This is a genomic window from Herbaspirillum sp. Her4, from assembly GCF_057961335.1.
Genome location: NZ_CM176330.1, coordinates 2,573,197 through 2,596,084 on the forward strand (window position 1 = coordinate 2,573,197; position 22,888 = coordinate 2,596,084).

General features: G+C 65.0%; 20 protein-coding genes and 1 pseudogene. 13 read left to right on the plus strand and 8 right to left on the minus strand.

What is annotated here, in order from left to right:
* Positions 1 to 6: 6 nt before the first annotated feature.
* The 3 genes from ACWFUC_RS11670 to ACWFUC_RS11680 form a co-directional block, all read right to left on the minus strand.
* On the minus strand, positions 7 to 1,314 hold the full coding sequence (locus tag ACWFUC_RS11670) for a gallate dioxygenase (RefSeq protein WP_489637604.1): 1,308 nt from the start codon (positions 1,312 to 1,314) through the stop codon (positions 7 to 9).
* Positions 1,315 to 1,367: 53 nt separating this feature from the next.
* Entirely contained in the window at positions 1,368 to 2,699 is a 1,332-nt protein-coding gene (locus ACWFUC_RS11675; protein ID WP_489624951.1) for an MFS transporter, read from the minus strand.
* A gap of 244 nt (positions 2,700 to 2,943) precedes the next feature.
* Positions 2,944 to 4,149 carry a LysR family transcriptional regulator gene (locus tag ACWFUC_RS11680; protein ID WP_489624952.1) on the minus strand — a complete coding sequence of 402 codons (1,206 nt, stop codon included), beginning with the start codon at positions 4,147 to 4,149 and terminating at the stop codon, positions 2,944 to 2,946.
* Positions 4,150 to 4,279: 130 nt separating this feature from the next.
* On the opposite strand from ACWFUC_RS11680, the gene ACWFUC_RS11685 reads away from it, so the two are divergent.
* The 5 genes from ACWFUC_RS11685 (at position 4,280) to ACWFUC_RS11705 (ending at position 9,128) form a co-directional block, all read left to right on the plus strand.
* Entirely contained in the window at positions 4,280 to 5,440 is a 1,161-nt protein-coding gene (locus tag ACWFUC_RS11685; protein WP_489624953.1) for a 4-oxalomesaconate tautomerase, read from the plus strand.
* 5 nt (positions 5,441 to 5,445) lie between these two features.
* Complete coding sequence (locus ACWFUC_RS11690) at positions 5,446 to 6,489, plus strand: amidohydrolase family protein (protein ID WP_259434435.1); 1,044 nt, start codon at positions 5,446 to 5,448, stop codon at positions 6,487 to 6,489.
* An 11-nt stretch (positions 6,490 to 6,500) separates the two neighbouring features.
* Positions 6,501 to 7,184 carry a 4-carboxy-4-hydroxy-2-oxoadipate aldolase/oxaloacetate decarboxylase gene (gene ligK, locus ACWFUC_RS11695; RefSeq protein ID WP_310160667.1) on the plus strand — a complete coding sequence of 228 codons (684 nt, stop codon included), beginning with the start codon at positions 6,501 to 6,503 and terminating at the stop codon, positions 7,182 to 7,184.
* A gap of 238 nt (positions 7,185 to 7,422) precedes the next feature.
* Positions 7,423 to 7,878, plus strand: coding sequence for a hypothetical protein (locus ACWFUC_RS11700; protein WP_489625537.1), 456 nt, complete (start codon positions 7,423 to 7,425; stop codon positions 7,876 to 7,878).
* A gap of 116 nt (positions 7,879 to 7,994) precedes the next feature.
* Positions 7,995 to 9,128 (plus strand): porin, encoded by a 1,134-nt coding sequence (locus ACWFUC_RS11705; RefSeq protein WP_489624954.1) that lies wholly within the window; start codon positions 7,995 to 7,997, stop codon positions 9,126 to 9,128.
* A gap of 12 nt (positions 9,129 to 9,140) precedes the next feature.
* Here the strand turns inward: ACWFUC_RS11705 and ACWFUC_RS11710 are convergent, their stop codons facing one another.
* Complete coding sequence (locus ACWFUC_RS11710; protein ID WP_489624955.1) at positions 9,141 to 9,752, minus strand: TetR/AcrR family transcriptional regulator; 612 nt, start codon at positions 9,750 to 9,752, stop codon at positions 9,141 to 9,143.
* A 143-nt stretch (positions 9,753 to 9,895) separates the two neighbouring features.
* Here ACWFUC_RS11710 and ACWFUC_RS11715 point away from each other — a divergent pair, with 143 nt between their 5' ends.
* Genes ACWFUC_RS11715 through ACWFUC_RS11730 form a run of 4 tightly spaced genes read left to right on the plus strand, consistent with a single transcriptional unit; the run spans position 9,896 to position 16,349 of the window.
* The gene (locus ACWFUC_RS11715) at positions 9,896 to 11,080 is read left to right on the plus strand and encodes an efflux RND transporter periplasmic adaptor subunit (RefSeq protein WP_489624956.1); all 1,185 of its coding nucleotides are present in this window, start codon (positions 9,896 to 9,898) and stop codon (positions 11,078 to 11,080) included.
* Positions 11,081 to 11,096: 16 nt separating this feature from the next.
* Entirely contained in the window at positions 11,097 to 14,246 is a 3,150-nt protein-coding gene (locus ACWFUC_RS11720) for an efflux RND transporter permease subunit (RefSeq protein WP_489624957.1), read from the plus strand.
* Between the two features lies 1 nt (position 14,247).
* The gene (gene adeC, locus ACWFUC_RS11725) at positions 14,248 to 15,750 is read left to right on the plus strand and encodes an AdeC/AdeK/OprM family multidrug efflux complex outer membrane factor (RefSeq protein WP_489624958.1); all 1,503 of its coding nucleotides are present in this window, start codon (positions 14,248 to 14,250) and stop codon (positions 15,748 to 15,750) included.
* Entirely contained in the window at positions 15,747 to 16,349 is a 603-nt protein-coding gene (locus tag ACWFUC_RS11730; protein WP_034330032.1) for a TetR/AcrR family transcriptional regulator, read from the plus strand. The genes adeC and ACWFUC_RS11730 overlap by 4 nt, the downstream gene beginning before the upstream one ends.
* Positions 16,350 to 16,353: 4 nt before the next feature.
* Here ACWFUC_RS11730 and ACWFUC_RS11735 read toward each other — a convergent pair whose 3' ends face one another.
* Positions 16,354 to 17,274 (minus strand): LysR family transcriptional regulator, encoded by a 921-nt coding sequence (locus ACWFUC_RS11735; protein ID WP_121038122.1) that lies wholly within the window; start codon positions 17,272 to 17,274, stop codon positions 16,354 to 16,356.
* A 139-nt stretch (positions 17,275 to 17,413) separates the two neighbouring features.
* Between ACWFUC_RS11735 and ACWFUC_RS11740 the strand changes: the two genes are divergently transcribed.
* Genes ACWFUC_RS11740 through ACWFUC_RS11755 form a run of 4 tightly spaced genes read left to right on the plus strand, consistent with a single transcriptional unit; the run spans position 17,414 to position 21,733 of the window.
* Complete coding sequence (locus tag ACWFUC_RS11740) at positions 17,414 to 18,649, plus strand: MFS transporter (protein ID WP_489624959.1); 1,236 nt, start codon at positions 17,414 to 17,416, stop codon at positions 18,647 to 18,649.
* Between the two features lie 19 nt (positions 18,650 to 18,668).
* Positions 18,669 to 20,189: an amidase gene (locus tag ACWFUC_RS11745; RefSeq protein WP_489624960.1), complete on the plus strand. Its 1,521-nt coding sequence runs from the start codon at positions 18,669 to 18,671 to the stop codon at positions 20,187 to 20,189.
* 33 nt (positions 20,190 to 20,222) lie between these two features.
* A complete protein-coding gene (locus ACWFUC_RS11750; RefSeq protein WP_134221747.1) occupies positions 20,223 to 20,573 on the plus strand; it encodes a RidA family protein in 351 nt (116 codons plus the stop codon).
* A 20-nt stretch (positions 20,574 to 20,593) separates the two neighbouring features.
* A complete protein-coding gene (locus tag ACWFUC_RS11755) occupies positions 20,594 to 21,733 on the plus strand; it encodes an NAD(P)/FAD-dependent oxidoreductase (protein ID WP_489624961.1) in 1,140 nt (379 codons plus the stop codon).
* A gap of 168 nt (positions 21,734 to 21,901) precedes the next feature.
* Here the strand turns inward: ACWFUC_RS11755 and ACWFUC_RS11760 are convergent.
* From ACWFUC_RS11760 to ACWFUC_RS11770, 3 genes and pseudogenes are all read right to left on the minus strand, one after another.
* Positions 21,902 to 22,045 (minus strand): annotated as a pseudogene (locus ACWFUC_RS11760) (flagellar basal body rod C-terminal domain-containing protein); the annotation flags it as partial.
* Entirely contained in the window at positions 22,006 to 22,536 is a 531-nt protein-coding gene (locus ACWFUC_RS11765; protein ID WP_489624962.1) for a DUF4880 domain-containing protein, read from the minus strand. The gene ACWFUC_RS11765 and the pseudogene ACWFUC_RS11760, both read right to left, overlap by 40 nt.
* Positions 22,500 to 22,877, minus strand: a complete 378-nt coding sequence (locus tag ACWFUC_RS11770) for a sigma factor-like helix-turn-helix DNA-binding protein (protein WP_489624963.1) — start codon at positions 22,875 to 22,877, stop codon at positions 22,500 to 22,502. Before ACWFUC_RS11770 ends, ACWFUC_RS11765 begins: the two co-directional genes overlap by 37 nt.
* Positions 22,878 to 22,888: the final 11 nt, after the last annotated feature.

The following is a 22,888-nucleotide window of genomic DNA, read 5'->3' on the forward strand; positions in this document are numbered from 1 at the left end:
AGACGTTCACTTCGTCCCGGTCTTGTTCCAATCCGCCGCCTTGTCCGACGCTGCGCCCGCTACCGAGTACAGCGCTCCCGGCGCATTGCGCGTCTTCTGGAATTCTTCCAGCGACTGCCCGCGCATGGCCGCATAGATATGCAGGTTCGACACGCCGACCACCGCGCCCAGTTTTTCCAGCAGGAAGAAGATCACGCCATAGCGGATCATGGCCTGCCAGTCGCGGCGGCTGATCATGTCGCATTCCTCCTGCGACAGCCCGGCTTCCTCATAGGTGGCCTGCGGATCAGCCCGGAAGCGCTCGCGGAACGCCGGCTGGATCAGCTGGTACAGATAGCGGTTGATGCGGTAGCGCGCATTGGCCGTCTCCAGCGTGAAGGGATAGGTGCCTTGCAGTTGCTCGATGCCCTTGAGCTGCTGCGCCACGTGCTCGCGATGACGCGCCACCTCGGCCGCCTGCAAGGCCGCATCGACCGGCACCGCCGGTTCATACACGGCCACCGCGATGCCGGTCATGGAGGGCAGGTAATACTCGCGATGCCGGCAGTTGACGCCCGCCGGCATGGCCCCGCGCATGATGAGCCACATGATGACCTCGGCACTCTCCAGTCCGCCCAGCGTCGCCAGTTCGGCGTGGGTCAGGCGCGTGAGCGCCTCCGGGTCATGCTGCAGGAGATCGAGGAACTGATGGTCCCACGGCGTATTGTTGAACCCCGCACGCTCGCCATGCACCTGGTGCGACAGCCCGCCGGTCGCGACGATGACCACGTCCAGGTCTTCCGGATAGCTTTCGATTGCGCGGCGCAGGCCCTGGCCCAGCTTGTAGCAGCGGCGTGCGGTCGGGATCGGGAACTGCAGCACGCCCACCTGCAGCGGGATGATCTGGCCGGGCCAGTCTTTCTCGTGCGGCCACAGCATCGACAGGGGTGAGAAGCACCCGTGGTCCAGCGGTTTGTTCTGGAAGAAGGCCATGTCGAATTCATCGGCCATCAGGGAGCTGCCGATATGCCGTGCCAATGCCGCATGGCCACCGACGGCCGGCAGCTTGCGCGCCCCCCCGCCTTCGTCGGCGACCTCGTACTCGCTGCCCACCCCCAGGGCAAAGGCGGAGTAATGGTCGAAGAAGAAGGAGGTCACGTGGTCGTTGTAGACCATCAGCAGCACGTCCGGCTGCTTCTCTTGCAGCCATTGCTGCACCGGCTCGTAAGCCTTGAAGATGGGCGCCCACACCGCATCGTGCTGCTTGTTGGCATCCAGCGCGAAGCCGATGGTCGGTGTATGGGAGGTGGCGATGGCGCCGACGATATTGGCCATGACGATTTATTCCTGTAACAGATGAATCCGATGTGATTGATGCAGCAGCTTGATCAAACCGCAGCCGCCGGACGCTGCCCCATCTGGATGAAGACGATGATCAGCGCCGCCAGCGTAGCCGGCACCGCGAGAATCGCGATGACGGCACCAAAGCCCCAGCCCATCGACAGCAGCAGGCCGCCAGCGAAGGAGCCCAGGATGCTGCCGAAGCGGCCCACCCCCAGCATCCACGATACGCCGGTGGCACGCACCACGGTCGGATAGCAGGAGGGTGCGAAGGCGTTCAGTCCGGTCTGCGCGCCGCTCATGCAGAAGCCGGCCAGCAGCACGTAGGCCGCAAACATGCCCGACTGCACGCTGCCGGACGCCAGCAGCAGGATGAAGACGGCACCGGCGATATAGGCGCTGGCGATGGCACGGCTGGGCGACCAGCGATCCATCAGGAAGCCTACCACCAGTGCACCGACGGTACCGCCCAGCTGGAACAGCGCCGTGATGCTGGCCGCCTTCTCGATGGGCAGGCCGGCATCCTTGATCAGCGTGGGCAGCCAGCCGGAGAGCAGGTAGATCACCAGCAGGCCCATGAAGTAGGTGCCCCACAGCGACAGCGTGGTCTTGCGATAGGACTCCGAGAGCAGCACCTTGGCCGGCTGGCCGCCCTTGACCGGCGGTTCGCTGACGCTGAAGGTCTGGCCGGCGGCGAAGTGGCCGCCGCACACGCGCGTCAGGGTGCGGGCAATGCGCTCGGCGGGATAGTGGCGCACCACCATGAAGCGCGCCGACTCCGGCACCAGCCACAGGTAGAAGGGCAGGCACAGCAGCGGGATGGCACCGCCGACCATCAGTACGGTGCGCCAGCCATAGTCCGGCAAGAGGGCGGCGGCGAGAAAGCCCACCAGGCCCGAACCCAGGTTGAATCCGGTGAACATGATGGCCAGCAGCGTGCTGCGCGAACGCTCCGGGACGTATTCGGAGAGCAGGGTAGTGGCATTGGGCATGGCCGCACCCAGACCGAGGCCAGTCAAAAAGCGCAGCGCCGAGAGCGTGACCACGTCATGAGCGAAGGCACAGGCCAGGCTGCACGCACCGAACCAGGCCACCGCCGTCATCAGCAGTTTCTTGCGGCCGTAGCGGTCCGACAGCGGACCGACCAGCAGCGCACCCACGGCCAGGCCGATGGGCGCGGCACTCATGACTACGCCGAAGGCGGCGCGCGAGATGCCCCATTCCTTGGTGATGGCCGGTGCCAGGAAGCCCATGATGGCCACGTCCATGCCGTCGGTGGCCACGATGAGGAAGCACAGGATCAGCAGTAGCCATTGATAGCCGGACATCTTGCGCCCGTTGATGTGCGAACGCACGTCCAGCGATTGTGCTGTATTCATTAAGTCTCCGTAATGGTGTCGAATTGTCGGGATCTGCCGGCTTGTCTGCACGCGGCTTGGGAATTACCTGTCCAGGCAGCACCAGCGTGCCTCGACTTGGCACAAAGTGTAAGACGGGGAGGGCTGGCGAGTATTGCTTTCGGCTACCGGAGCGTTGCCATTTGCTAATCGTGATGGATTTATTGCGGTCCCCGGAAAGTGCAGTCCGCAGGGCCGCAAGCCGCCGCCTGCGGGCTTGCAGCGTTCAGTCCAGCGCGGCGGCGACCGCTTCGATGGCTTCCTGCAGTGCCCGGGCACCGGGCGACAGATGGGCCCCCTTGCGCTGCATGAGCCCGATGCGGCGCTCCATGCCGCGCATGGCGAAGGGCAGGGTAGTGAGCTGCCCGGTGGCGATCTCATGCTGCAGCTGATGGGCCGAGATCACGGTGAGCATGTCGCTGCCCACCAGCAGTCCGCGCAGCAGCGCCAGGTCGCCGGTCTCCACCGCAGGGCGGGGCGCCGGCCAGTGGCTGTCGCGGAAGAATTGCTCGATGGAATCGCGCAAGGGCGTCCCGGCCCGTGAGAGCACCCAGGGATAGCCGTCGAGATCACGCAAGGACAGCTTCTTGCGGCGCGCCAGCGGGTGGCCGGCCCGTGCGATCAGGGCGGCACTGTCGGCCACCAGTGGCCGCATGTCGAAGGTGTCACTGGAGAAGGCGCGCAATGCGCCGACGATGAAATCGATGCGTCCGCTCATGAGGCCGGCGGCCAGCTCTTCATAGGGACTTTCCAGCGAACGGATCTGCAGGCGCGGATGGCGTGCCAGCACCCGCGTCATGGCCGCCGGCAGCAGTTGCGAGCGCGCCAGCGGCAAGGCCCCCACCGTCACCGTACCTTGCACCACACCGTCAAGGGCGGCGATGTCTTCCGGAATATGGCGCAGTTCGGCCAGCGCCCGGCCGAAGCGTTCGGTCCAGCGGCGGCCCGCATCGGTGGGCAACATCCCGTGCGCGGTGCGAAAGAACAGCGCCTGCCCGAGGATGCCCTCCAGCATCGACAAGGCCTGGCTCACCGCCGAGGGCGACACGTCCATCAGGCGCGCCACGCTGGGCATGTGATGCGTTTCGGCCAGCAGCGCGGCGGCCTGCAGGCGGCGTTCATTGAACAGCGCGTCCAGGCTGCCTACCGGCTGGCCGTTGCGGTCGCGCAGGCGCAGGGCATCGTCGCGCACTTCGCGCAGTTCGGCTTCGATGCGCTCGACCCGCAGCCGGACGGCTTCGCCGGCGGCGGTCAGCAGCATGCCGCGCCCCTTGCGCTCGAACAGTTGCGCCGACAGGCTCTGCTCCAGCGCCGCCACCGAGCGCGCCACCGCCGAGGAGGCACGCAGCAGCGTGTCGGAGGAGCGGCGTACTCCGCCGGTGGTGGCGACGACATTGAAGACATGCAGGTGACGCAGGTTGAGCAGGGCCATGGCGTGACGATCCGGGACATTGATTTCTGAGCGCGATTAGAAAATTAGAACAGAGGAAGGCCCACAACGCAACCAAGCCGACAGGGCGCTCACGCATACTCGACGCCATTGTTTTCAAAGGTAAAGCGCCGTGCCTGACCTCGATTTCCCTCTTCCCGGAGACGCTGACGCGTCCGACCTGCTGGCCATTGCCTGCACCCTGATGCGCGGTGGCACCTCGCGTGGTCCCTTCTTCGTGGCCGATGATCTGCCAGCGGACATCGCTGCGCGCGATCGCGTGTTGCTGGCCGCGCTGGGATCGCCCGATCGTCGTCAGATCGACGGCCTCGGCGGTGCCCACCCACTGACCAGCAAGGCCGGCATCGTCAGCCGCAGCCGCGTGACCGGGGTGGATCTGGATTTCCTGTTCGCACAGTTGCAGCCCGAATCGGACCGTGTCGATACCACGCCCAATTGCGGCAACATGCTGGCCGCCGTGCTGCCCTTTGCCATCGAGCGCGGCCTCATCGTCGCCGGTCCCGAGACCACCACCGCGCGCATCCTCACACTCAACACCGGCATGCAGTGCGACGTGACGGTACAGACACCGGGCGGCCGCCTGCGCTATCGGGGCGATACCCGTATCGATGGCGTGCCGGGATCGGCGGCACCTGTCAGCATCAACTTCCTCGACACGGCGGGCTCGGTCTGCCCTGCCATGCTGCCCACGGGGCGCGTGCAGGACAGCGTGCGTTATGTCACGCCCAGCGGTGAGCAGCGCGAGACGGCCGTCACCCTGATCGACAATGGCATGCCCATGGTACTGGTGCGTGCGTCTGATTTCGGCCTGACTGGTGATGAAAGCGTGGCTGTCCTCAATGCCGATGCGTTCCTGAAGGAGAGACTGGAGGCGCTGCGACTGGCCTGCGGTCCACTCATGGGGCTGGGGGAGGTCAGTGCCAGGAATTATCCCAAGATGTGCCTGCTGTCGGCCCCCGTGGCGGGCGGCACGATCAGCACCCGCTGCTTCATCCCGCATGTCTGCCACGAGGCCATTGGTGTGCTGGCCGCCGTCACCGTCGCCACCGCCTGCGTGCTGGAAGGCTCGGTAGCCCAGGGGCTGGCGCTGCCTGGCAGCGGCTTGCAGCGCACCGTCTCGGTGGAGCATCCCAGCGGCGAATTCAGCGTTGCGCTGGAGCTGGATCCGCACGACCAGCAACAAATCCTGCGTGCCGCGCTGCTGCGCACGGCGCGTCCCATCCTGCGCGGGGAAGTGCTGATCCCCGCCGAACTCCTGACCGACCATTCCTGAATCCCATGCGAGACTCCCTCATCATTGACTGCCATGGCCACTACACCACCGCCCCCAAGGCGCTGGAAGACTGGCGCAACCGGCAGATCGCCCACCTGAACACGCCCGGACTCGGTCCCAAGGTGGCCGAGCTCAAGATCAGCGACGACGAACTGCGCGAGTCCATCGAAAGCAACCAGTTGCGCCTGATGCGCGAACGCGGTGCGGATCTCACCATCTTCTCGCCGCGCGCTTCCTTCATGGCGCATCACATTGGCGATCTCAACACCAGCCAGACCTGGGCGGCCATCTGCAACGAGCTGTGCCATCGCGTGGCGCAGCTGTTTCCCGATCACTTCATCGGTGCGGCCATGCTGCCGCAGTCGCCGGGGGCCGATATCCGTACCTCGATTGCCGAGATGGAGAAGTGCGTGCGCGAATATGGTTTCGTCGGCATCAATCTCAATCCCGATCCCTCGGGCGGACACTGGACTGCGCCGCCGCTGTCGGACCGCGCCTGGTATCCGCTCTACGAAAAGATGGTGGAGCTGGACGTGCCCGCCATGATCCACGTGAGCACCAGCTGCAATGCCTGCTTCCACACCACCGGTGCGCATTACCTCAATGCCGACACCACCGCCTTCATGCAGTGCCTGACCTCGGACCTGTTCAAGGATTTCCCGACGCTGAAGTTCCTGATCCCGCACGGCGGCGGTGCCGTGCCGTATCACTGGGGCCGTTTCCGTGGCCTGGCGCAGGAGATGAAGAAGCCGCTGCTGGAAGAACATCTGCTCAACAACATCTTCTTCGACACCTGCGTGTATCACCAACCGGGCATCGACCTGCTCACGCGCGTGATCCCGGTAGAGAACGTGCTGTTCGCCTCCGAGATGATCGGTGCGGTGCGCGGCATCGATCCGCAGACCGGCCACTACTACGACGACACCAAGCGCTACATCGAGGCCGCCGCCCTGAGCCGCGAAGAGCGCCACCAGATCTACGAAGGCAATGCCCGCCGCGTCTACCCGCGCCTGGATGCCGCCCTCAACGCGAAAGGACTGACAGCATGAGCACTCCCCTGATCAACCAGCTTGGCGTCGTCAAGCGCCAGATCGAACGCGCCGATACCGCGGCCGTACAACAGCTCGGCCAGTTCGGCGTGGCGACCGTGCATGAGGCGCAGGGCCGCACCGGCCTGTTGAAGCCCTATCTGCGTCCCATCTATCCCGGCACCACGATCTCGGGCACCGCCGTGACCGTACTGCTGCACCCCGGCGACAACTGGATGATGCACGTGGTGGCCGAGCAGATCCGGCCTGGCGACATCGTGGTGGCAGCCATCACCGCCGAGTGTACCGACGGCTATTTCGGCGACCTGCTGGCCACCAGTTTCATGGCCCGCGGTGCGCGGGCCCTCATCATCGATGCCGGTGTGCGCGATGTGAAGGTGTTGAAGGAAATGGGCTTCCCGGTGTGGAGCCGTGCCATCAGTGCCAAGGGCACCATCAAGGCCACACCGGGTTCGGTCAACGTGCCGGTGATCTGCGCCGGTGCCCTGGTCAATCCGGGCGATGTGATCGTGGCCGATGATGATGGCGTGGTGGCCGTGCCTGCCGCTGACGCCGTGCGTGTGGCCGAGGTGGCCCGCAAGCGCGAAGCCCTGGAAGGCGAGAAGCGCGCCCAGCTGGCCGCCGGCGTGCTGGGGCTGGACATGTACCAGATGCGCGCGCCGCTGGAGGCGGCCGGCTTGAAATACATCGACTGATCTTGTGTGACCCACAGGCTGAACCTGACAAGGAGCCGTGAGGGGAAGAAGAGAGCGTCCACGCAGAAGAGGCGCACGACCACAACAAGAAGGCGCATCAAGCGCAGCACAAAGACGGGCCAACACGGTCCCGATATTTCGCCAATCCAAGGAGAAGGAAGACACCATGCACACCGCCACCCACGCGGCCGCCCTCGATGCGGACCGTCCCACGTCCGGCTGGAAGAGCCGCTCCGCCATGCTGCGCGCCGGTATCATCGGCGGGCTCACCGGCGGCATCATCATCTGGATTTATGAAGCCTTGGTCTGGGTCGGTGCGCAGCACCTGATGCCGCTGGCCGGCATCCCGCGCAACGCCACCGGCCTGGTGTTCGGCAAGGACGTCCAGGAGTCACTGGGCCCGCTGGCCTACCTGCTGGGCACCGGCATTCATTTCTTTTTCACCCTGGTGTGGGGCATCCTGTTTGCCGCAGCGTGGCCGCACCTGCGCCGTCGGGGGCATGAAGCCACGCTGGCGGCCCTGGTCTATGCGGTGATCGCCTGGATCGTCATGCACGTGGCCATCATGATCGCCTCAGACAACCATCCCAACTACTACGACCCGGCCATCATCATCGGTGGCTTCATGTCGCACTTCTTCTTCACGGTGCCGCTGGCGCTGATCGTCAAGAAGCGTCTCGAACAACAAGACTGATTCATCGCAGCTGTCAGCTTGCGCATGCCGTCCCGGCAGGGCGCAGGCTGCGCGCGCCATGCCGGTTCAACCCAGGTTTCATTCCATAACAGGTTTCACCACAGGAGGAGAGATCCATGCAGTCGCATCAACCGTTTCATCGCCGCTTCGGCCTCATCCCGGCAGCCCTGCTGCTGGCCGCCGCTCCCGCTGCTTTCGCGCAGAGTTCCGTCACCATCTACGGCGTAGTGGATGTCTATACGGCCTACCAGAAGAGCACCGTCGGCGGCAAGGACACCTCGCTCTGGGCCATGGGCAACAATGGCCAGATGACCAGCCGTCTCGGTTTCAAGGGCGTCGAGGATCTGGGCGGTGGCTATCGCGCCAGCTTCAATCTGGAAACCGGTTTCGATCCCAGCACCGGCGGCCTGCAGAACAGCTACCGTTACTTCGACCGCCAGTCCTGGGTCGGTCTCGGCGGCGGCTTCGGCGAAGTGCGCGTGGGGCGGCAGAACAGCGTCATGTTCCTCTACTCGGGCAACATGGATGCATTCGGTGCGGCCACCTATGGATCGGCCTACAACAACTTCGCCAACTGGCTGGCGCGGGTGGACAACGATATCAGCTACATCTCGCCCAAGTTTGCCAATACCACGCTGGAGCTGCATTACTCGGTCGGCGAGCGCGCTGGCAGCACCGCCGGCAATGCGGTCTACCAGATCGGCATGCAGACCCAGCAGGGACCGGTCTACGTGGGCAGCGCCTACCTCAACGCCAACAACGCCACCAACACCAACAGCGTGAAGCAGTTCATGCTGGGCGGCAATGTTGACTATGGCAGCGGCAAGGTCTACCTGGCCTTCTTCCGCACCAACGAAGTGATCTCGGCCACCACCGGCAATGTCTTCACCAACCCGGCGGGCAAGTACGATCCGGCCGGTGCCGTGGTCGGCAATACGGCGGGCGACTATCACAACACCTACAGCCTCTCGGCGGACTACCGCATCAACGCGCAGACTACCGTCGGTGCAGGTGGCGGCTTTGTCAAAGACGCTTCACGCTACAACAACAACGCGCGCCAGTTCAGCCTCATCGTGAACTACGACCTGTCCAAGCGCACGCGGCTGTATGCGGTGGCCTCACGCCTGATCAACCAGAATACCGCTGCCTATCGCATGACCGGTGCCAGCTTCACGGCCAGCCAGGCCCTGAGCCCGGACGCCGGTGCCAGCGAGACCGGCGTGCAACTGGGGATCCGGCATACCTTCTGAGGACGGTCGTTCTCAGTCGGCAGGTACGGCATAGGCCGCGAGGAAGGTTTCCACCGCGCGGCCGACCATGCGCTTCATGCGCGGCCGCGAGATGCTGATCTCCAGCCCCAGCATCATCGGCTTGACGGTCTCGCAATCGAGCAGGGCGCACAGCTGCAGGGTCGCCAGCATCGGATCAGCGGTGCGCAGGCGGCCGGCCGCCATCTGCTTCTTCAGGAAGGCGGCGATGCGCTCCATCCCCATCTTCGGTCCCTCTTCATGGAAGCGCCGGCCGATGTCGCTGCGGCCGGCTTCGGCCACGATCATGCGGTGCGTCTGCAAGGTGCTCTCCTGGCACAGGAAGCTGACCGCCTTTTCTCCAAAGACCTGCAGGGTCTTCGCCAGATCGTCCACCTCCTGGTCCAGTGCGGCCAGGGCCGGCTCCATCTGCTTCTTCGCCTCGCCGTGGGTCACCGCCACGAACAGCTCCTCCTTTGACTTGAAGTAGCCATACAGCGTGGCCTTGGAGCCACCAATGCGGGCCGAGATCTCGGCCATGGACGCACCCTCGAAACCCATCTCCTTGAACACGTCTGCCGCCACGGCCAGGATGGCCTCGCGCCGGGCAGGGGTCTTGACTCTCATCGAACTGTCTCCGTTTTCTTTACAAGTGTCATTTTCGTACAGATGTGTTCAGTATTGCTTGACCGGGGAAGAACTGTCAATTAATAATACTGTACAGTTCGGTATCGTTATAAAAACCTTCTTCCCTTTCCGGAGAGTCCTTCATGCGCACCACACCCCTCCTACGGCCCGTCGCTGCACTGGCCATCCTCAGTGTCCTCAGTGCCTGCGGCAAGCCGCCCGGCGGGGCGCCACCGGCAGCGGGTACGCCCGTGCTGGGCGTGATGACGGTACGCGCGCAGCCGGTGGAACTGCATACCGAGTTGCCGGGCCGGACCTCGCCTTATCAGATTGCTGACGTGCGGCCGCAGGTCAACGGCATCATCAAGGCACGCAATTTCCGCGAGGGCAGCGACGTCAAGGCCGGGCAGGTGCTGTACCAGATCAACCCGGCCAGCTATCAGGCAGCCTATGACAGCAGCGTGGCGGCCCTGGCCAAGGCCGAAGCGAGCGTGAAGACGGCGCGCCTGAAGGCCAGCCGCTACAAGGAGCTGGTGGCCATCAAGGCGGTCAGCCAGCAGGATTACGATGACGCCGTGGCGTCCCTGGGCGAAGCCGAGGCCGATGTCGGTTCGGCCCGGGCCAACGTGCAGACCAGCCGCATCAATCTCGATTACGCCAAGGTCGATGCGCCCATCTCCGGCCGCATCGGCAAGTCCAGCGTGACGCCGGGCGCACTGGTCACCGCCAGCCAGACCACGGCGCTGACCACCATCCAGCAGCTCGATCCCATCTACGTCGATGTCACCCAGTCCAGCACCAACTGGCTCAACCTGAAGGAAGCGCTGGCCAATGGCGAACTGCAGAAGTCCGGCAACGGCGCCAAGGTCAGGCTGATCCTGGAGAACGGCCGCACCTACGCACAGGAAGGTACGCTGCAGTTCTCCGACGTGACGGTCAACCAGGACACCGGTGCCATCACGCTGCGCGCAGTCTTCCCCAACCCCAAGACCGACCTGCTGCCGGGAATGTATGTGCGCGCCGTGCTGCAGGAGGGTGTGCGCCAGCAGGGCCTGCTGGTACCGCAACAGGCGGTCAGCCGTGACGGTGCCGGCAAGCCGGTAGCCTTCGTGGTCAATGCGGAGGGCGTGGTGGAGCAGCGCGCGCTGGTGACCGATCGTGCCATCGGCAGTCAATGGCTGGTCAGCAGCGGCCTGAAGGAAGGCGACCAGCTGGTGGTCGATGGCCAGCAGCGCGCCACTGCCGGAGCCAAGGTGAAGGTGGTGCCATGGTCGCCCAAGACCACGGTGGCCAGCGCCAACGGCAGCGCCGGCAACGGCAACAACTGAGAGGCGGGAAAACATCATGGCTCGCTTCTTCATTGACCGTCCCATCTTCGCCTGGGTACTCGCCATCATCGTCATGCTGGCCGGTGCCATCTCGGTGCTGACCCTGCCGATTGCGCAGTATCCGGCCATCGCACCACCGGCCATCGCCATCACCGCCAACTATCCGGGGGCGTCGGCCAAGACCCTGGAAGACACCGTGACCCAGATCATCGAGCAGAAGATGAAGGGGCTGGATCGTCTCAGCTACATGGCCTCCACCAGTGAATCGTCGGGCTCGGTGACCATCACCCTGACCTTCGAGAACGGTACCAATCCGGATACCGCCCAGGTGCAGGTGCAAAACAAGCTGTCGCTGGCTACCCCCTTGCTGCCCTCGGAAGTGCAGCAGCAGGGCATTACCGTGACCAAGTCGGCCACCAACTTCCTGAACGTGCTGGCCTTTACTTCGGAAGATGGCAGCATGAGCGGCTCCGACCTGTCGGACTACGTGGCCGCCAACATTCAGGATGCGATCAGCCGGGTGGAAGGCGTGGGCGATACCACGCTCTTCGGCTCGCAATATGCGATGCGCATCTGGCTCGATCCCAACAAGCTCAACAGCTACAGCCTCACGCCGCTGGACGTGAAGAACGCCATCCAGGCGCAGAACGTGCAGGTCTCGTCCGGCCAGCTGGGCGGCCTGCCTGCTGCCGAGAACCAGCAGATCAACGCCACCATCACGGCCCAGACCCGCCTGCGCACCGCCGAGCAGTTCCAGAACATCGTGCTGCGCACGCTCTCCGATGGCGCCCGCGTCAAGCTGCGCGACGTCGCCCGCATCGAACTGGGCAGCGAAAGCTATACCTCGGTCGGCCGCTACAACGGCAAGCCCGCAGCCGGCCTGGCCATCAAGCTGGCCACCGGTGCCAATGCACTCGATACCGTCAAGGCCATCGATGCCCGCGTGGCCCAGCTGGAGAAGTTCTTCCCCGCCGGAATGAAGGTGCAGAAGCCCTATGACACCACGCCCTTCGTGCGCATCTCCATCGAGGAAGTGGTACGCACCCTGATCGAAGCGGTGGTGCTGGTGTTCCTGGTGATGTACCTGTTCCTGCAGAATTTCCGCGCTACGCTGATCCCGACCATTGCCGTGCCGGTGGTGCTGCTGGGAACCTTCGGCGTGCTGGCGGCGTTCGGCTTCACCATCAACACGCTCACCATGTTCGCCATGGTGCTGGCCATCGGCTTGCTGGTGGACGATGCCATCGTGGTGGTGGAAAACGTCGAGCGCGTGATGTCCGAGGAAGGCTTGCCGCCCAAGGAAGCCACCCGCAAGTCGATGGGCCAGATCAGTGGCGCGCTGGTCGGCGTGGCGCTGGTGCTGGCAGCGGTGTTCGTGCCGATGGCCTTCTTCAGCGGCTCGACCGGCGTGATCTATCGCCAGTTCTCCATCACCATCGTCTCGGCCATGACGCTGTCGGTGCTGGTGGCACTGGTGCTGACACCGGCCCTGTGCGCCACGCTGCTCAAGCCCGCGGCCAAGGGCCATGCGCTGGCCACGACCGGTTTCTTCGGGTGGTTCAATCGCCAGTTCGATCGCGGCAACCTGCGCTACCAGGGCATCGTGCGTCACATGCTGGGGCGCGGCTGGCGCTACATGGCCGCTTACGCGGTGCTGCTGGCGCTGGTGGTGACGGGTTTCATGAAGCTGCCGGTGGGCTTCCTGCCGGATGAAGACCAGGGCACGCTGTTTGCGATCCTGCAGTTGCCCTCCGGTGCCACGAAGGCGCGCACCGATGCAGTCATTCAACAGGTCGAGCATCATTTCCTGGTGGACCAGAAGGATGCGGTATCGGGCGTGTTCGCCGTCTCCGGTTTCAGCTTCGCCGGTAGCGGCCAGAACATGGGCTTTGCCTTCATCAAGCTCAAGCCCTGGGATGAGCGCAAGGGCCCCGGACTCTCGGTGACCGACGTCGCGGCCAAGGCCGGTGCGGCCTTCGCGCAGATCCGCGATGCCCGCGTATTCGCCTTCGCCCCGCCAGCCGTGTCCGAACTGGGCAATGCCACCGGCTTCGACCTGATGCTGAAGGATGAAGCCAACCTCGGCCACGCCGCCCTGATGCAGGCGCGCAACCAGTTGCTGGGCACGCTGATGCAGGACAAGCGCCTGGTGGCGGTGCGCCCCAACGGCCTGGAAGATACACCGGAGTTCCGCCTCAATGTCGATACCGACAAGGCCGGAGCACTGGGCGTGGCCATGTCCGACATCAATGACACCATCGCCACCGCCTGGGGCAGCAGCTACGTCAATGACTTCATCGACAAGGGCCGCGTCAAGAAGGTGATGCTGCAGGCCGATGCGCAATACCGCATGCTGCCCTCCGACCTCGATCGCTGGTACGTGCGCAACAGCGCCGGCACCATGGTGCCCTTCAGCGCCTTCTCGACCGCCAGCTGGACTTCCGGTTCGCCCCGCTTGGAGCGCTACAACGGCGTGCCCTCCATGGAAATCCTCGGCATGGCCTTGCCGGGGGCGGCCTCCAGCGGTGAAGCCATGGCCATCGTGGAAGCGGCCCTGGCCAAGATGCCACCTGGCATCGGCTATGAGTGGACCGGCCTGTCGCTGCAGGAAAAGGCCTCCAGCGGCAAGACCGGCCTGCTGTATTCGATCTCGATTCTGATCGTGTTCCTGGCGCTGGCGGCGCTCTATGAAAGCTGGGCGGTGCCGTTCTCGGTGATCCTGGTGGTGCCGCTGGGCGTGTTCGGCGCGCTGCTGGGTGCGATCCTGACCTGGAAGATGAATGACGTCTACTTTCAGGTGGGCTTGCTGACTACCATCGGCCTGGCCTGCAAGAACGCCATCCTGATCGTGGAATTTGCCAAGGATCTGCACGAGCATGGCAAGAGCCTGGTGGAAGCCACCATGGATGCGGTGCGCATGCGCTTGCGTCCTATCCTGATGACCTCGCTGGCCTTCATTCTCGGCGTGCTGCCGCTGGTGCTGGGCAGCGGTGCCGGTGCCGGCGCGCAGCATGCGCTGGGCACGGCGGTGATCGGCGGCATGCTCTCGGGCACGGTGCTGGCGGTGTTCTTCGTACCGCTGTTCTTCGTGATCATCATGAAGCTGTTCGCCCGCAAGCCATCCTCCGCGCCGCAAGGCCAACCCGCGATTTCCCCGGAGCACTGACATGAATCCTTCCCTGACCCATCGCGCCGCGCATCGTCCCCGGGTGCTGATGACTCCGCTGCTGCTGGCCATGCTGCTGGGCGGCTGCACCCTGATGCCCGAGTACCAGCGGCCCGCCGCCCCCGTGGCGAGCCAGTTTGCGGGCGACCACAGCGCAGCGGCCGCGAGCGGCACGCCGGCCATGGCGGTGTCTGATATCGGCTGGCGTGATGTCTTCACCGATCCGACATTGCAGGAGGTGATAAGCCTCAGTCTGGCCAACAATCGCGATCTGCGCGTGGCCGTACTCAACATCGAGAAGGCGCGCGCCCAATATGGCGTGGAGCGCGCCGCACTGTTCCCGACCATCAACGCCGCCACCAGTGAATCGGCCAGCCGCACGCCGGCCGACCTGTCGGCCACCGGCCGTGCGCTGACCTCGCGCAGCTATACCGCCACGCTGGGTTTCAGCGCCTACGAACTGGACCTGTTCGGTAGAGTCCGCAGCCTCAAGGAACAGGCGCTGCAATCCTTCCTCTCCACCGCCGAGGCTCGCCGCAGCACCCAGATCAGCCTGATCGCCGAAGTCGCCACCGCCTGGCTGACGCTGGCCTCCGACCTGGACCGCCTGCGGCTGGCCAAGGACACGCTGGCCAGCCAGAGCAGCAGTTACGAACTCACGCAGCGCAGCTTCGAGCTGGGCTCGTCCTCGGCGCTGACCTTGCGCCAGGCGCAGACCAGCGTGGAGAGTGCGCGCGTGGACGTGGAGAGCTACACCGCCCAGGTCGACCAGGACCGCAATGCCCTGGTGCTGCTGGTGGGCAAGGACCTGCCGGACCGGCTGCTGCCGCAGGGTTTGCCCGATACCGCACTGGCCGCCGCCAGTCCGCTGGCGACCATTCCACCGGGACTGCCCTCGGACCTGCTGCAGAGGCGCGCCGACATCGTCGAGGCCGAACGCACGCTGCGTGCCGCCAATGCCAACATCGGAGCGGCGCGCGCGGCCTTCTATCCCAGCATCAGCCTGACCGCCGATGCAGGTACGGCCAGTGCGCGGCTGGCCGGGCTGTTCAAGGGCGGTTCGGGCTCGTGGAGTTTCGTGCCGCAGATCTCCTTGCCGATCTTCGATGGCGGTGCCAACCAGGCCAACCTGGATATCGCCACCATCAGCCGCGACATCAGCGTGGCCCAGTATGAGAAGGCCATCCAGACCGCCTTCCAGGAGGTCTCGGATGCACTGGCCCAGCGCAATACCCTGGGCCGCCAGTTGAAGGCGCAGGAGGATCTGGTGGAGGCCAGCGATGCCTCGTACCGGCTCTCGCAGGCGCGCTTCAACAACGGCGTGGACAGCTATCTCACCGTGCTCGATTCGCAACGCACGCTGTACTCGGCGCAGAAGACCCTGATCGGTACGCGCCTGTCGCGCTGGACCAATCTGGTGACCTTCTACAAGGCGCTCGGCGGCGGCTGGGTGGAACGCTCCGGCAGCCCTGTCGCCAGTGACCTGGCCACGGCCGCGCTATGAGCCCGCGCGCCGGCAAGACCCGCGCCATCCTGCTTGATGCCGCGCTGGCCGCGTTTGCCCGGCGCGGCGTGCGGGCCACCACGCTGGAACACGTGGCGGCCAGCGCGGCTTTTACGCGCGGGGCGGTGTACTGGCACTTCCCGGACAAGCTGTCCCTGGTCAATGCGGTGTTCGATGATCTGGTCTGGCCTTTCGACATCGGTCCGGAACTGGCGGTCTATCGCCAGAGCGAGCAGCCGCTGTTGTTGCTGCGCGAGGTGCTGTGGCTGAAGCTGCTGGATTTCCTGCGCAACGTACAGCAGCGGCGTCGCATGGAAGTGGTGCTGCGTTATCGCGGCACGCCCGAGCTGCCGGAGGAATTGGGTGAACGTATCGAGTCGCTGAGCCTGCGCGCCTTGCAGCATCTGACCGCCGCCCTCAATATCGCCTATGAACGCGGCCAGCTGCGGCGCGGGCTCACGCCCATCGATGTGGCGCGCTGCCTGGTGGCGGCCTGCATGGGCGTCATTGCCGAGCATATGGAAGACCCGCAGGCGCGCCTGGAACATTCCTTCCATCTGGCACCGCTGTTGGTGCTGCAAGGCGCTGAAGTGGCGTAAAAGTTCAGTGCCGCCCGCTGGCGCGCGCAATCAGGGCGTTGAGGAAAGCGCGCGCCGCATCGGGCAGGGTGCGTCCGGCCAGGGACTGGATTTCCAGCTGCAGGGTGTTCATGTCCTTGTCGCGGATGGGCAGGGCGGCCAGCTGTCCTTCGCGCACCAGCTTGCGGATGGGCAGCGCGGCCGAGAAACCGATGCCGTCGCCGGACATCACGAAGCACAGCAGGGCACTGATGGAGTCCGCCGCCAGGGTTGGCTCCAGCAGCACGTTGCGGCGGCTGCAGCAGGCATCGATCAGGCGCCGCATGGTGATGTTCTTCTGCGGCATGGCCAGCGGATACGGGGCAAGTTCCGACAGGCTGACCTGCTTGCGATGGGCCAGTGCATGGTCCGGCCGCATCACCGCCATGATGGGCGCGCGCTGCGCGAACTCGACCTTGATGTCCGGATCCGGTGCCATGGTGAAGGTCAGTCCCAGGTCGACTGCGCCTTCGCGGATCTGCTGCGCCACGTGGACTGCATTGCCCACCGAGAGCTGGAAACGGATGCCCTTGTGCTGGCGGCAGAATTGTTCGATCGCCGCCGGTACGAATTCCAATGCAAAACCCTCGGTGGTCGCCAGTTTCACCTCACCCCGCCGCAAGCCCTTCAAGGCCGCCAGTTCATTGCCGATGCGTTCGGCTTCCAGTTGCTGGCGCAGCGCGTGCGCGGCCAGCAGTTCTCCGGCGGCATTGGGCCGCATGCCGCGCGAGACGCGCTCGAACAGCGGCGTGTCGAGTTCGGCTTCGAGCCGCGCGATCTGGCGGCTGATGGCCGAGGAGGCGACGTTGAGCGTATTGGCCGCTTCGGTAATGGAGCCGCGCCGCACCACTTCGAGGAAGTAGCGCACGGCGGTCTCCTGCAGCACTCGGGTATGGATGATGGACATCCATGAATTGTAGGAATGGTTTGCCGATTCGGCAATCACTGGTTCGAAAACTTGTACTTGTGGCAAACCATGTGCAGGCTTAGGATGCGTTCACGGATCGGCGGCAGGGTGCCCGCCGTCGCGTCGCGAGGGAGGCTTCATGGATGCTGCACAGGCTGCAATGACGAAGGCGCAGGGCGAGGGACGCTACAAGTATCTGGTATTGGTGCTGCTGTACCTGGGCTGGTGCGTGTCCTACATCGACCGCGCCGCCATCACCTTCGCCGCGACCCAGATCGCCAGCGAATTCGCGCTCAAGCCTTCCGACCTTGGCATCCTGCTGTCGAGTTTCTTCCTCGGCTATTCCCTCCTGCAACTGCCGGGCGGCTGGCTGGCGGACCGTTACGGTTCGCGTCCCGTCATCGTCATTTCCATCCTGCTGTGGTCGGTCTTCACCGGCGTGACCGGCATGGCCTGGTCGGTGACCAGCCTGGTGGTGATCCGCTTCATCTTCGGTCTGGGCGAGGGCGCGTTTCCGGCCGCCAGCGTCAAGGGCGTGGCAGAAAACTTCAGCCGCGAGGAACGGCCCAAGATGTCCTCGCTGCTGATGTCCTCCAACTACATCGGCAGCATGCTGGCCCCGCTGCTGATCGCACCGCTGATCATGCATTTCGGCTGGCGCGCGGTGTTCCATACCATCGGCATTGCCGGGCTGGTGTTCGCCCTCGTGTACTGGTTCTGCGTGCGTCCGGTACGGCCCGGCAAGGACGGTCCCAAGGCCATCAACAAGGAAGCCTTCGCGGCCCTGCTCAGGATGCCGCTGATGTGGAAGATCGTGGCGGTATGGTTTGGCCTGTCCATCATCAACAAGGGGCTCGACAGCTGGATGCCGACCTATCTGATGACCGTGCGCGGCCTCAACCTCAAGGCGGTCGGCCTGTTGCTGCCGCTGCCCTATATCATGGCCGGTCTGTCGACCGCCATCGGCGGCTGGGTCATGGTGCGCTTCTTCGATGGCCGCGAGAAGCTGTTGCTGATTGCCTCTTCGCTGCTGACCGCCGTCTTCGTCTACTGCATGTACACTGCCGCGACCGTCGAGGGCGTCATCGCCTGGCAATGCCTGGCTTACTTCTTCAAGTCCTTCGTGCTGGCCACCTGCATCGCGTTGCCGACCAAGCTGCTGCAGGCGCAGCTGGTGGGCAGCGGCGTGGGCATGGTCAACCTGGGCGGGCAACTGGCGGGCTTCATTTCGCCGCTGGTGATCGGCTTCCTGGTCAGCGCCTTTGCCAACTACGATTACGCCTTCAGCTTCCTGATCGGCGCGGCCCTGTTCTCGGTGCTGGTGAGCTTGTTCATCCGCACCAGCAAGACCGGCGGCAAGATGCAGCCGGCCTGATCCACTCACAAGGAAATTCATGTCTGATTCCCTCGTCGAAAAAACTGCCGTCGAACTGCGCCAGCTGATCGGCGGCAAGCAAGTCTCTCCGGTCGAGTTGCTGGACGCCTGCATCGCCCGCATCGAAGACCTCAATCCCCACATCAATGCCGTGACCGCCACCTGCTTCGAGCGGGCCCGCAAGGAAGCGCGTGCGGCCGAGCAGGCGGTCATGGACGGGGCTGAACTGGGGCTGCTGCACGGCCTGCCCATCGGCATCAAGGATCTCGAAGAAACCGAAGGCCTGCTGACCACCTACGGCTCGCCTATCTATCGCGGCAACGTCCCCGCACACGACAACGCGCTGGTGGCGCGCCTGCGCGCAGCCGGTGCCATCGTGGCCGGCAAGACCAACGTGCCCGAAATGGGGGCCGGGGCCAACAGCCGCAATACGGTGTGGGGGGCCACCGGCAATCCCTTCAACCCGCTGCTCAATGCGGGCGGCTCCTCCGGGGGCTCGGCGGCGGCGCTGGCGGTGGATCTGCTGCCGCTGTGCTCGGGCTCGGATACCGGCGGCTCGCTGCGCATTCCGGCGGCCAAGTGCGGCGTCGTGGGATTCCGTCCCTCGCCGGGACTGGTACCGAGCGAGCGCAAGCTGCTGGGCTGGACGCCGATTTCGGTAGTCGGTCCGATGGGCCGCAATGTGGCCGATACCGTGCTGCAATTGCGCGCCACCATTGGCCTGCATGCCAGCGATCCCTTGAGCTACGCGGTCGATGACGCGGCGTTCGCGGCCTTGCCGCCGGTGGACTTGTCGCGCCTGCGCATCGGCTATACCGAAGACTTCGGCGTGTGCGCAGTGGACGAGGGCATTCGCGCAGTGTTCCGCCAGAAGATGGCTGCCATCAGCCGTTTCGTGCAGGTTTGCGAGCCCGTGGAGATGGAGATGGGCGAGGCCCATCGCGCCTTCGACGTGATCCGTGCCGAAGCCTTCGTGGCCGGGTTCGAGGCCGCCTATCGCCGCGATCCCGCTTCGCTCGGCCCCAACACCCGCGCCAACTACGAGATGGGTGCGGCCATGAGCTTGTCCGACTGCGCGTGGGCGCAGGGCGAGCAGACGCGCCTGTTCCGTCGCTTCCAGCAGTGGTATGCGCGCTATGACCTGATCCTCTCGCCGACCACGCCGGTCTCGCCTTTCCCGTGGAGCGAGCTGTACCTGAAGGAGGTCAACGGTGCGCCGCTGGAAAATTATTATCGCTGGCTGGCCCTGACCTATGTGGTCACACTTGTTACCAATCCTTCGATCTCGCTGCCCTGCGGCCGCGATCATCGCGGCATGCCCTTCGGCTTGCAGGTCACCGGTGCCTTCCGCGACGATGCCCGTTTGCTGGCCTGGGCCGGCGCGCTGGAGGCGGCGTTCGCGGGCGATGAGACATTGCGGCGGCCACGGCCTGACCTGGCGAAGCTGAAGTCCGTCAACGCAGCGCTGACCTCCCTGGTTACCCATCCGCCCATCTTTGATGGTGCGGCGACGGCAGCGGCGGCGCAGGCTGCGGTATAAACCATTTATATCATTTCATTCTTGAACGATTCCATGAACACGATCCAACGCTTCAATACCAATGCCCGCATGAGCCAGCTGGTGCTGGCCAACAATTTTGCCTTCGTCGCCGGCCAGGTGGCGGACCATCCGGGTGCGCCCATCCCGCAGCAGGCCAGCGAAGTGCTGGCCAAGGTCGATGCCCAGTTGCAGGCCCAGGGGATTGCGCGCGAGCGTATCGTCAGCGCCAATGTCTGGCTCTCCAGCCCGGAGCATTTCGCTGCCTTCAATGCGGTGTGGGATGCCTGGGTCCCTGCCGGCCATGCGCCCACGCGCGCCTGCGTGCAGGCACTGCTGATGGCTCCGGGGCTGGACGTGGAAGTGGCCGTCATCGCCGCCCTCTGAAAAGATCACGGAGTTTGCCCATGAGCCAGCAAGGCCGCGTCGACTATCTCATCATCGGGGCCGGCATCGCCGGTGCCTCCATCGCTTACTGGCTGGCGCGTCACGGCAGCGTGCTGCTGCTGGAGCGCGAATCGCAGCCGGGCTATCACAGCACTGGCCGCTCGGCCGCGCTCTACATGGAGAGCTACGGTCCGCCGCAAGTGCGCGCACTGACCTGCGCCAGCCGCGCCTTCTTCGATCATCCGCCCGAGGGCTTTGCCGACCATGCACTGCTGACGCCGCGCGGTGCCTTGTTCTATGCGACCGCTGCCTTGCACGCGGAACTCGATGCCCATGAAGCACTGGTACGTTCGGTGTCCGACAAGGTGCAGCGCCTCGATGCGGCGCAGACCCGTGCCATGGTGCCAGTGCTGCGTGAGCAAGACCTGATCGGTTCGGTCTACGAGGAAGATGCCAGCGACATCGACGTGCATGCCTTGCACCAGGGCTTCCTGCGCGGCGCGCGGGCAGCGGGCGCACGCGTGCTGTGCAATGCCGAGGTGCAGTCGCTGCAGCATGGCCATGAGCAGGGAGAGAGCACGTGGCATGTGCAGACGAGTCAGGGCGAGTTGCGCGCGGGCGTCATCGTCAATGCCGCCGGTGCCTGGGCCGACGAGATCGGGCAACTGGCCGGAGCCGCACCCATCGGACTGGTGCCGAAGCGGCGTTCAGCCTTCACCTTCGCGGCACCGGCCGAGAGCGCCCACTGGCCGATGTTCATGCCGGTCGATGAATCTTTCTACATCAAGCCGGATGCCGGCCTGCTGCTGGGTTCGCCGGCCAATGCCGATCCGGTCGGAGCGCACGACGTGCAGGCCGAGGAACTGGATATCGCCATCGCCATCGACCATATCCAGAACGGCACGACCCTGGAGATCCGCCGCCCGGCGCATGTCTGGGCCGGCCTGCGTTCCTTCGTGAGCGATGGCAGTTTCGTTGGCGGCTACGACACCCGGGTACCGGGCTTGTTCTGGGCTGCCGGGCAGGGCGGGTATGGCATCCAGTCGTCACCGGCGGCGGGCGAAGCCTACGCGGCCCTGATCCGGGGCGAACCGGTGCCGGCGCATATCGCGCGCTTCGGGGTCGATGCCGCGGCCTTGAGTCCGGCGCGACTGGGCTGAGCTGAGCCACCGCGCACACCGACCAGTGCGTAATCGGTACAGCGCCCCAGCGTGCCCATGGTCAGCCGTGCTTCGGCGGCCGCTTCTTCCATGACCGCATTGAGGTCGTCACCGTTGGCAGCAGGGGCAGAGGCGAAGGACATACCGGTTCTCGTGCGTGCCTTCTCGTCGCAGGCTGATGAGCGTCTGCAATACCGTGTCCTGCACCTTGATGGATTGCGAATTGGCCTGGTAGACGCGCTGCGCCACGATCATGTTGACCAGCTCGGCGGTCAGGTCGACGTTGGATTGTTCGACAGCACGGCCCTGCAGGCTGGCACGGTCTGGATGACGAAGGGCAGGTCCGCACGCGCCGCTACCTGCGGCTGGATTTCGCCAGCCAACAAGCGGATTTGCCGCATGCCCGTTGCGATCTGCCGGTCGATGGCGCTGCGCGTGTTGAAGATCAGAGTGCTGCCGTCGGCCAGCAGGCCGGCCCCCACGGTGAGCCTGGCCAGCATGGCGATCTGCTTGAGGGCCTTGCGACACCTGCTCTTCTGCTGCAGCGTGTTGCACAGCACCTGAGGGGCGGCACCGACCTGGCGCGGAACGTCGAACTGCTGCACCGACTGCGCCAGATTGGCATAGGCCACGGCATGGCGCGGATCAGCCGCTTTCCAGCGTTCGAAGGCGGCTTGTTCGCCTTTGCTCAGTTCGCCTTGTTCGATCTGCAGCATCCACTCGATGGCCTGCTCAACGATCTTGTCTTCGTTCTTCATGCGCGCGCTTACCCCAGCGGCGCGAAGCCGGCGGCCTTGTAGCATTGCAGCAGGCCCTTGGCGACGTAGCGGCGAGCCACGCTGGGCGTGATGCGCAACTGTTCACCGATGGCCTGGTAGGTCGGGCCGTCGAGCTTGTAAAGCAGGAAGGCCGCGCATTCCTTGGCGGTCAGCCCGGCCAGCGCCTGCAGGCAGGCTTCCTCCAGATCGCGGCGTCGCCACAGCTCGTAGACGATGCGGCACGAGATCGTGGTCAGCAGCGCGCGCGGTTCGCGCACTTCCTGCGGCGGCGAGGTGAGCAACTGAGTGAAGGTTTCGGCGGCCACGTCCTCGGCGGCAAAGGCATCCCCCCACGCTGCGCCGCAGGCGCGTGCGCAACCAGACATGGTGTTCAATG